At 36.4% G+C, this 9,830-nt stretch carries 10 protein-coding genes; 3 read left to right on the forward strand and 7 right to left on the reverse strand.

What is annotated here, in order from left to right:
- Nucleotides 1-10: 10 nt before the first annotated feature.
- From GOQ17_RS13725 to purL, 7 genes are all read right to left on the reverse strand, one after another.
- Nucleotides 11-625, reverse strand: coding sequence for a 5'-methylthioadenosine/S-adenosylhomocysteine nucleosidase family protein (locus GOQ17_RS13725; protein ID WP_159638273.1), 615 nt, complete (start codon nucleotides 623-625; stop codon nucleotides 11-13).
- Entirely contained in the window at nucleotides 626-1,132 is a 507-nt protein-coding gene (locus tag GOQ17_RS13730; protein WP_159638275.1) for an S-ribosylhomocysteine lyase, read from the reverse strand.
- A gap of 151 nt (nucleotides 1,133-1,283) precedes the next feature.
- Nucleotides 1,284-1,583: an antibiotic biosynthesis monooxygenase family protein gene (locus GOQ17_RS13735; RefSeq protein WP_159638277.1), complete on the reverse strand. Its 300-nt coding sequence runs from the start codon at nucleotides 1,581-1,583 to the stop codon at nucleotides 1,284-1,286.
- 126 nt (nucleotides 1,584-1,709) lie between these two features.
- Nucleotides 1,710-2,210: a hypothetical protein gene (locus GOQ17_RS13740; RefSeq protein WP_159638279.1), complete on the reverse strand. Its 501-nt coding sequence runs from the start codon at nucleotides 2,208-2,210 to the stop codon at nucleotides 1,710-1,712.
- A gap of 96 nt (nucleotides 2,211-2,306) precedes the next feature.
- A complete protein-coding gene (locus GOQ17_RS13745) occupies nucleotides 2,307-2,999 on the reverse strand; it encodes a hypothetical protein (protein WP_159638281.1) in 693 nt (230 codons plus the stop codon).
- Nucleotide 3,000: 1 nt separating this feature from the next.
- Nucleotides 3,001-3,519, reverse strand: coding sequence for a hypothetical protein (locus GOQ17_RS13750; protein ID WP_159638283.1), 519 nt, complete (start codon nucleotides 3,517-3,519; stop codon nucleotides 3,001-3,003).
- 132 nt (nucleotides 3,520-3,651) lie between these two features.
- On the reverse strand, nucleotides 3,652-7,320 hold the full coding sequence (purL, locus tag GOQ17_RS13755; RefSeq protein ID WP_159638285.1) for a phosphoribosylformylglycinamidine synthase: 3,669 nt from the start codon (nucleotides 7,318-7,320) through the stop codon (nucleotides 3,652-3,654).
- Nucleotides 7,321-7,628: 308 nt separating this feature from the next.
- Here purL and GOQ17_RS13760 point away from each other — a divergent pair, with 308 nt between their 5' ends.
- The 3 genes from GOQ17_RS13760 (at nucleotide 7,629) to GOQ17_RS16615 (ending at nucleotide 9,739) form a co-directional block, all read left to right on the forward strand.
- Nucleotides 7,629-8,906, forward strand: coding sequence for a Gfo/Idh/MocA family protein (locus tag GOQ17_RS13760; RefSeq protein ID WP_159638287.1), 1,278 nt, complete (start codon nucleotides 7,629-7,631; stop codon nucleotides 8,904-8,906).
- Nucleotides 8,907-8,975: 69 nt separating this feature from the next.
- Nucleotides 8,976-9,509: a helix-turn-helix domain-containing protein gene (locus GOQ17_RS13765; protein WP_159638289.1), complete on the forward strand. Its 534-nt coding sequence runs from the start codon at nucleotides 8,976-8,978 to the stop codon at nucleotides 9,507-9,509.
- Nucleotides 9,510-9,559: 50 nt separating this feature from the next.
- A complete protein-coding gene (locus GOQ17_RS16615) occupies nucleotides 9,560-9,739 on the forward strand; it encodes an IS3 family transposase (protein ID WP_159638291.1) in 180 nt (59 codons plus the stop codon).
- The last annotated feature ends 91 nt before the right edge of the window (nucleotides 9,740-9,830 follow it).

Raw genomic sequence — 9,830 nt, forward strand, 5'->3', positions numbered from 1 at the left:
TCTACTTGTATTATATGGGTAAATTGTTTAAATAATCTGAGACAATTTGTCCCAATTTACCAGATATTTTTCCCAATATATTTTCCCAATCTTTGACGCTGCCATCACAATTGTCTGATACAATTTTAATCATGTATAGTGGCAATTGATGTTGATAACAAAAATCAGCTAATGCATAAGCTTCCATATCAAAAGCTTCTGCATTCAAATTTTTTATATCCTGATAAAATGCCGTTGTCGTATTAATAAATCGATCGGAAGTTAGTAAGGCTTTGTTGTAGTCAAAATCTTCTAAATCTACTGATTCAATTTTTCCATTTCCAACCAAGAACTTCGTGTTTTCTAAGAAAAATCCTTCTGTATAAGCATCTCCTTGCGCAAAATATGTTGGATACAATACGTGCTCAATTGGATATTTTATAGAACCAACTGTCCCGACATTTAGCAAAATTGGTTTTATCTCCAATACTTGGATTTGCTGATACAATTTGGATAAAGCAATTAATGCATTAACCTTTCCTACACCAATTTCATAAACCGCAATGGAATCATCTGCTATTTCAAAAGCAAGTTCATTTTTATTCGCAACTAAAATGACAGTTTTAATATGCTTATTAAGTGTCATTTACGCTTCTTGTATGTAAGGGTATTCGAATTCTAATTTGCCCGCATTAATTAAATCTAAATAATTCTGACATGCTTTTAATGTGTTTTCGAAGTCCATAAAAGTATAGTTTCCACAGCTGATTGGATTTTGGAAGGGAACTTCATAACCTTCTTCCAAGATGATTTCCAATACTTGTTTCATCAACGCTTGAATGTCTTGAGGAGTTCTACTTGTACCTGCTAATACCACATAAAAGCCTGTGCAACATCCCATAGGACCGACATAAATAACCTCGTCGCCTAAAATCGTACGAATTTCTGTCGCAAAACAGTGCTCCAACGTGTGCATTACCTCTGGAGAAAGCATTCTCTCTGGAGAATTCGGACGAATCATACGAATATCGTATGTGGTATAAGCATTTACCGCTGATTCATTTGTTTTTGAAGCCTTGGCATATATACCTTGTTTCAATATTGTATGGTCTACAATAAAACTATTTACTACAGCTTTTTCTTTTGTATACATCTTCTTTTGGATAATGTTATAATCAATGATTAGGTTGATGTATAACGCATTTTACATTAAAAATATTCTTTGTCCCGCATATAGGAAGACTTTACAAAGATAAGAATTAATTTTTTACAGAATAAGGGTGATTTATCTGCAGTCTTGTTTATTATCCAAGAAAATTTGCTGTTTCGTAATGTTCTACAGTAGGCATTGGGTCGTAGTAATCATGCAATAATTTTGCCCACTCTTGGAACAATTCAGACTCGAAAAAAGTTACCGTATGGTCCTCTAAAGTTTCCCATTCAACGAATTGAATATATTCATTACTTTTTTCTAAGCTCTTATGAATAGAATGTTTGATATAACCTTTACTTGCCGAAATGTATTGCGCCGCTTTTTTATAATCGCGTTCAAAGTTTTCTTGTTGTCCTTCCTTAACTGTTAGTTTTACTACTTCTAATACCATAATTTTCTGTTGATTTATAAGTTGAATTTTAAAGATAGTTATAATTGAAAATACTACAAATTAATAGATGAGCTTCTTAATAGAAAATAAAAAATCATTAATCTATGTTGTAAAAATCGGGAATCACTACTTATACTTTTCCCAACTCAACTTACTTCTGTCGATTTCAGTAATATGAGTTATAACAAGTTCGTATATAGCTTTCTTAGCTGTTTTAAATTGGTCTTGTTCTGCATTTGAAGGAAATATGGAGGTGCAATGTGCAACGGTTTTGTTAGCGTATTTTATTAATGTATGTATTTCGTTTTCATTTTGTTTAAATATTGGATGATTAAAATCCAAATAATCATACCCTAAATTTTGTATATCGTAATCAGTATTTCGCTTTCCATAACGTTTGAATTTTTTATCTATTTTATCTTCTATTGTTACTCCAAGAAAATTCATCAATAATCTTCCAAAAACTATTGATGCTTCAAGTGACCTTTCTAATATTATTTTTTCATTTTCTAATATTGGTTTACTACATGGATGAGTTAAAATATCATGAGACATTAGCACATTTAGACGATAGGGTAAATGTTTATAAATAAAATCTTTTCTTAAATTGGATTCTTGGCTACTCATAATTATTTAAATAAAAGGTTTAATTCAAATATATCAAATAAAATCCTCCTACACTTCTTAGCGCAGGAGGATTCCAAATATTACGATTTGTCCAACTTATTCATGAACGAATTTTGTCATTTTTTGATGAATTTTTGTAGTCGCGTTGCTCCCCAGTTTATGATCTACATTGCCATCAAGCCAATCCATCAAATAGGAATGATTTAATAATTGAGTAAATTCTTCTTTCAAGTAATGTTTTAAATCTTCAGATGCATCATTCATTTCGTTCCAAACTGTACTTCTAGTTTGCAACACAAAAACAATATCTTCGAAGTCGTGACTGCTGTATCCATCATAATTCCCTCTACTTTTGAATGCTTCAAATTTTGTTGCTATGTAACATGGTGCAGTTGGTATTTTTATAATTGTTCGTTCGTCTAAATAATATTCTACTGCTGTCTCAAAAGCCAATGGATACCACTTGTTTTTGAATCCAATAGAATTATCGTCCGTAGGCATAATGTCTACGATTAATCCTTGATGACGGTATCGGCAAATTATTCCAGATTCTACATCATGATGAAAGCCTATCTCCCTTAATTGTTCTTCAATTTTAGCTCTTTCACGATAGTTTAGAATTTCAATGATAACGTCAATATCGTTCGTGATTCTGATATCAATAATAGGGGAGTCATTATATAATGAAAGTATGGCACCGCCCACAAAGACTATCTCTTTTTCCAAAGCAACTAATGCATTTTTGATTGCCTTTAAACGAACGATATTAATATGGTCAGAAGGGCTCATGTTAGTCTAAAATTATTTTTTTCAATTCTTTCTGTGCAAAAGCAATTTCTCTTTTATTACCTATTCTCAATAAGTCTAATAATGCCAAAGCTTTGTATAATTGGGAGTCATTGAGTGCCGCAATAGTTTGTTTCTCGTAAAGTGGTTCTATTTCTTGCCCAATAATATCCCCATCATCACATTTCCATACGCAGGCTACAGTACTACTGAATTCATTGTTAAATTCTGGATAAGAATAAGCTGTTGCTATACCTTTTACTAAGGCTTGAGGTTTGGCAGGAAATATATATTTCAATCCGTAAATCAATAATTCGTACAGCCCCTGTTTATTAACCCTTTTTTTATCTTCACTTAATAATCCAGAAAACTTGCTTCTATCTAAAGATTCAGAAACGAATGATGCGCTGAGATTTAGTTGTTGTGCAATATCTATTGCAAACCAAGAATCATTCTTAATAATAATTATTTTTAATAAAATGATTAAATCTTGAGGTCGTATACCATTATGTTTCTTTTTCATATTAATACAAATATAATCATAAATTTTCAATTCGCGATTCGCGAATTGAAAATTTCAGTAGAAAAACATAAATAAAAAATCCTCCTACACTTCTTAGCGCAGGAGAATTCCAAATATTACAATTTGTCCAACTTATTTCTTGTTTTCTAAACACCAGTTGCGGGCATTGATAAATGCCTCTAACCAAGGTGAAACTTCGTCTTGACGTCCAGCCGGGTAGTTCGCCCAGTTCCATTGGAAGATAGAACGCTCGATGTGTGGCATTGTTACCAAGTGGCGACCTGTCGCATCACACATCATCGCGGTATTGAAGTCCGAACCATTTGGATTGTGCGGATATTGCTCGTAAGCGTATTTTGCTACAATGTTGTAACGGTCTTCGCTGTAAGGTAATTTGAATTTACCTTCACCATGTGAAATCCAAACGCCTAAAGTGGAACCTGCTAAAGTACTCAACATGATAGACTTGTTGTCTTGTACTTTTACCGATACGAAGTTAGATTCGTGTTTGCCTGAAGTATTGTGGTGCATTTTACCGTGAACTTCATGGTCAGGATTGATTAAATCCAACTCCATCCACAATTGACAACCGTTACAGATACCTACTGACATTGTATCCGGACGAGCGAAGAATTTTTCTAAAGCGATTTTTGCTTTCTCGTTGTATTTGAAAGCACCAGCCCAACCTTTTGCCGAACCTAATACATCAGAGTTAGAGAAACCACCCACAGCACCTACGAATTGAATGTCTTCTAATGTCTCACGACCAGAAATCAAGTCTGTCATGTGTACATCTTTTACATCAAATCCAGCTAAATACATCGCATTCGCCATCTCACGCTCTGAGTTCGATCCTTTCTCACGAATGATAGCAGCTTTCGGGCGAGCGCCATTGTAAGCTGGTTTCTTTCCATCAAATTGCGCAGGGAAGTTGAACGCTAATGGTTGATTTTTATAGTTATTGTAACGTTCGTCAGCCGTACCGTTTTTCGATTGTTTTTGGTCTAACAAATACGAAGTTTTGTACCAAGTATCGCGAGTTTCCGTTACGTTGAAAGTAAATGAATCTGCGTTGTTTTTGAAAGTTACTTCTGTACCTTCAATTGCTTGACCGATTTTCACGGCTTCGATTCCAGCTTTTGCTATTGCAGCTTCGAAAGCTGCATCATCTTTTGCTTGTAATACTACCGCAATGTTCTCGTTGAATAATGCTTTTACTGTATCTGATTCGCCTAAACCAGATAAATCATAGTTAGCCGATAAGTTCACATCTGCAAAAGTCATTTCTAATAAAGTCGTCACTAAACCACCACAACCTACGTCATGACCAGCTTCAACTTGACCCGCTTGGATTAAATCTTGGATAGCGTTAAATGCTTTTTTGAAATAAGCAGCATCTTGGATAGTTGGAACTTCCTTGCCAATCTTATTCAAGATTTGAGCGAATGAAGAACCGCCCAATTTAAAGCTATCTTTTGATAAATTGATATAATAGATAGAACCTGCATTTTTAGATAAAACCGGCTCTACAACTTTAGTAATATCTGTACAGTTACCCGCTGCTGAAATAATCAAAGTTCCTGGAGCGATTACATTTTCGCCATTCGGATACTTTTGTTTCATCGATAATGAGTCTTTACCTGTCGGAATATTGATTCCCAATTCAATGGCAAAATCCGAACAAGCTTTTACTGCTTGGTACAAACGTGCATCTTCGCCTTCATTGTTACAAGCCCACATCCAGTTTGCCGATAAAGAAACACCAGCTAAACCATTTTTGATAGGAGCGAAAACTAGATTTGATAAAGATTCAGCAATTGCCGTTTTTGAAGCAGCTGCAGGGTCAACGATAGCCGCAACTGGAGAGTGACCTACTGTAGTCGCGATACCTTCTTTACCTTTGAAGTCTAATGCCATTACACCCACATTGTTTAATGGTAATTGTAATGGACCTGCACATTGTTGTTTTGCTACGCGACCACCTACACAACGGTCAACTTTGTTTGTTAACCAATCTTTACAAGCCACTGCTTCTAATTGCAATACATGATTCAAGTAAGTAGGAACGTCAGCAACATTATATTCCACATCTGCGTAATTTCTCACGACAGTGTTATCTTTCATGTATGTTTTTGGAGAAGAACCGAAGAAATCTTCTAAGGCATAATCCATTGGTTTTTCACCAGTTGTTTTTGACTCGAAAGTAAAACGGTGGTCACCAGTTACGTCACCCACAGTATACATAGGTGCACGCTCACGATCCGCAACGCGTTTTAAAGTTTCAATATCTTTCTCTGCAATCACCAAGCCCATACGTTCTTGGGATTCGTTACCGATAATTTCTTTTGCAGAAAGGGTAGGGTCACCCACTGGTAATTTGTCTAAATCGATTAAACCACCTGTTTCTTCTACCAATTCAGACAAACAGTTTAAGTGTCCACCTGCACCGTGGTCGTGGATAGAAACGATAGGGTTATTATCTGATTCGACTAAGCCACGAATGGCATTAGCCGCACGTTTTTGCATTTCAGGGTTAGAACGTTGAATCGCATTTAATTCAATTCCCGAACCGAAAGCACCTGTATCCGCTGATGATACTGCAGCACCACCCATACCGATACGGTAGTTTTCACCACCTAGGATAACGATTTTATCGCCTGTTTGAGGAGTATGTTTTTTAGCTTGTTCTAATTTACCATAACCCACACCACCAGCTTGCATGATTACTTTATCGTAACCTAATTTGCGACCTTCTTCTTCGTGTTCGAAAGTCAACACCGAACCTGTAATTAATGGTTGACCAAATTTATTACCAAAATCAGATGCACCGTTAGACGCTTTGATTAAGATATCCATTGGTGTTTGGTATAACCATTCACGCTCTTGAACTGCTTTTTCCCAAGGTCTGTCTTGCAACAAACGAGAATAAGCCGTCATATAAATCGCTGTACCAGCCAAAGGCAATGCACCTTGACCACCAGCTAGACGGTCACGAATCTCACCACCCGAACCTGTAGCCGCGCCTGAGAATGGCTCAACCGTAGTAGGGAAGTTGTGTGTTTCTGCTTTTACGGATAATACGGATTCGAACTCTATCTCTTGGTAGAAATCAGGTTTGTCCGCAGATTTTGGGGCAAATTGAGTAACGCGTGGACCTTTGATAAAGGCTACGTTATCTTTATAAGCTGAAATAATCTCGTTAGGATTCGTTTCAGATGTTTTCTTGATTAATTTAAATAAAGAAGTCGGTTGCTCTTCACCATCAATGATAAAAGTACCATTGAAGATTTTGTGACGGCAGTGCTCCGAGTTAGCTTGAGAGAAAGCGAATACTTCAGAATCAGTCAATTTACGACCTAATTTAGTCGATAGATTATTTAAGTATTCAACTTCTTCAGGGTTTAAAGCTAAACCTTCTTGTTTGTTATACGCATCGATATCATCAATTTCCAAAATTGGCTCTGGAGTGATGTTAATCGTGTACATTTCTTGTGTTAAGGCATCGTATTTCTGCGAAATCATTGGGTCGAAGTCTGTAAAATCAGCTTCCACTTTATTGAATTCTTCAATACGGATAATGCCCTCAATACCCATATTTTGAGTGATTTCTACCGCATTGGTACTCCAAGGCGTAATCATCGCTGCACGAGGGCCTACATAGAAATTGTTAAGGGTTTGGTCGTCAAGTTTTTTGGCATTGCCGAAAAGCCAGTTGAGTTTAGTAATGTCTTCTTGTGATAAAGAGTTAACACTTTGAACAGCATAAACGATGTTCGATGGGTTCTCAAAGAAATGGATCATTATTGTATGTAAGTTTTGAACGTTCTTCAATTTAAAATACAAAAATACGCATTATTTTAGAATCATTTGCATGAAAGTAGATATGTTAGTAAATAGGTGATTATTCACACCTTTTATATCTTTTAACGAATTCAAATATCTATCTTTTTATTTGTTTTGCAACGCGAAAATTTTACATTTGATATAAGATATCTTCTATGATATAGCGTTAACCAACTAGAATATAATTATATCGATTAACATTTTCTTATGTAAATGTTAATTGCTTAAAAAACCATATTTAAGCATACGATAAACAAAAATAAACTATGAAAAGAAAAGATTTTATCAAAAACGCGGCTTTAGCATTTGCTAGTTTTACCATTGTTCCTCGTCATGTATTGGGAGGTACTAGCTATTTGGCTCCAAGCGATCGAATAAATTTGGGCTATATAGGAGTTGGTAAGCAAGTTGGTTCGCTTCTGAATGGATTGGGGAGGCTCCCAGAAACAATGGTCCTTGCGGCATCGGATGTCGATAGCCAAAAGTTAGCTCGTTTTATTAATCAAGCAAATAAGATTAATGCTTCAAAAAGTAGTAAAGAGGTTGATGGGTATGGCGATTATCGAGAATTATTAGCTCGAAAAGATATTGATGCGATTGTAGTAGCATCTCCGGATCATTGGCATGCCTTACATGTAATTGATGCAGCACAAAATGGTAAGGATATTTATTGTGAAAAACCTTTAGCTCTTACAATTGATGAAGGACGTTCTATGTGCAATGCTGTTAATAAATATAAACGAGTGCTACAAACAGGAAGTATGCAGCGTTCGCAATATAATTTCAGGCAAGCGGTAGAAATTATCAGGAATGGTTATATAGGTGAGGTTCAAAGTATAAACGTGCACGTAGGGGAGCCTGTAAAACAATGCGATTTACCGACACTTCCTACACCTGATTATTTGGATTGGGATATGTGGGTAGGTCCATCTTTATACCGGGGATATCATCCCGATTTATCACCTCCAATAGATTCTCCTCAATGGGCAGGATGGAGATGGTACAGAGATTTTGGTGGTGGATATATTACGGATTGGGGTGCACATATGTTTGATATTATTCAATGGGCTTTAGATATGGATGACTCGGGACCAATCGAGTTTGTTCCTCCGCAAGAGCCTGGAGCTCAATCTGGATTGTATTATAAATATGATAAAGGGCCTACAGTTTATCATAAAAATTGGGGAGAGACAAATGCTATACAATTTATAGGAACGGAAGGTAAGGTTGAGGTTTCCAGATCTTTTTTAAGATTTGACAATTCAAAATTGCACGATTTAAAATTTAAATCATCTGATAAGCGTGTTCATTTTTCGGATGATCATTATGCAGATTGGATCAAAGCGATAAAAAGTAGAACAACACCTGTTGCTTCAGTTGAAGTAGGACATCGTACAGCCACAGTTTGCAATGCAGCAAACATTGCATATGAATTGCAAAAACCGTTGAAATGGGATCCTAAAAATGAAATTTTTGATAATGCGTTTGCCAACAATATGCGTTCACGGCCGTATAGAGGTAACTGGGATTATACTAATTTCTAGTTAAACCAAAGAAGCTGTCCAAAAATGCAGTGCCCCCCAAAAAGTTAGACATTTTCTGGGGGCATTTTTATGAATAAGAAAAAGACACATAGCTTTGAATTTAAGTTGAGCTGTGTAAAACAAATGGATGAGCAGTATCGCTCTGCAAAATCTCTTAGCAAAGAATTGGGAATTACCTATTCACTACTAGAGACCTGGTATAGGATATTTAAGCATCAAGGAGCTTCAGGACTTCTTCCCAGAAAAGAGAAAAGGATCTTTAGTCCGTCTTTTAAGTTGTCCGTCCTTCGGGCAATCCGTGAAGAAAGATTATCTTTGAAAGAGGCCCGCGTACGCTTCGACCTTTCCTCGGATGCCCACATCATCAACTGGCAGAAAAGGCTGGATGAGTTTGGTCCAGCAGGATTGGAGCCGCGGGCTAAAGGAAGACGACCTATGACTAAAAAAGCGAACCAACAGATCAAGCGGAAAGTTAGAAAATCGAATAAGCCGCTTAGCCGTGAGGAGGAACTTTTGCAGGAGAACGAGTATTTAAGGACGGAAAATGCATTGCTAAAAAAGCTCCAAGCCTTAGCTCAAGAAGAAAACAAGCGCAAGCCATAATGGAGCTAAGGCATCAATTCGACCTAGATATCTTGTTGAGTTGTGTTAAAATGGCAAGGAGTGCTTTTTATTATTACTCCAAGAAAGCCGGGCAACCGGACAAATATGAACGGGTCAAGAACCTGATCAGCAGGATATACCATGACCATAAGGGGCGCTATGGCTATCGCCGTATTACCTTACTGCTCAAACGGTATGGAATTGCAACTAAAAAGTGGAGACAATTTTAAGCTGCCATTCTTCGATTTTGATTTAAGTATTTTTCCATTTGATTAGGCGTTAAATCACCTATAGCGGAATGTATTCTTTTATTATTATAAA

This window comes from Sphingobacterium composti (assembly GCF_009829075.1).
In the GTDB taxonomy this organism is placed as follows: Bacteria; Bacteroidota; Bacteroidia; order Sphingobacteriales; family Sphingobacteriaceae; genus Sphingobacterium; species Sphingobacterium composti.

Bases quoted from the DNA above. Each gene is read 5' to 3' on its own strand.
- GOQ17_RS13725 (WP_159638273.1), bottom strand. From the start codon at position 625: ATGACACTTAATAAGCATATTAAAACTGTCATTTTAGTTGCGAATAAA.
- GOQ17_RS13730 (WP_159638275.1), bottom strand. From the start codon at position 1,132: ATGTATACAAAAGAAAAAGCTGTAGTAAATAGTTTTATTGTAGACCAT.
- GOQ17_RS13735 (WP_159638277.1), bottom strand. From the start codon at position 1,583: ATGGTATTAGAAGTAGTAAAACTAACAGTTAAGGAAGGACAACAAGAA.
- GOQ17_RS13740 (WP_159638279.1), bottom strand. From the start codon at position 2,210: ATGAGTAGCCAAGAATCCAATTTAAGAAAAGATTTTATTTATAAACAT.
- GOQ17_RS13745 (WP_159638281.1), bottom strand. From the start codon at position 2,999: ATGAGCCCTTCTGACCATATTAATATCGTTCGTTTAAAGGCAATCAAA.
- GOQ17_RS13750 (WP_159638283.1), bottom strand. From the start codon at position 3,519: ATGAAAAAGAAACATAATGGTATACGACCTCAAGATTTAATCATTTTA.
- purL (WP_159638285.1), bottom strand. From the start codon at position 7,320: ATGATCCATTTCTTTGAGAACCCATCGAACATCGTTTATGCTGTTCAA.
- GOQ17_RS13760 (WP_159638287.1), top strand. From the start codon at position 7,629: ATGAAAAGAAAAGATTTTATCAAAAACGCGGCTTTAGCATTTGCTAGT.
- GOQ17_RS13765 (WP_159638289.1), top strand. From the start codon at position 8,976: ATGAATAAGAAAAAGACACATAGCTTTGAATTTAAGTTGAGCTGTGTA.
- GOQ17_RS16615 (WP_159638291.1), top strand. From the start codon at position 9,560: ATGGCAAGGAGTGCTTTTTATTATTACTCCAAGAAAGCCGGGCAACCG.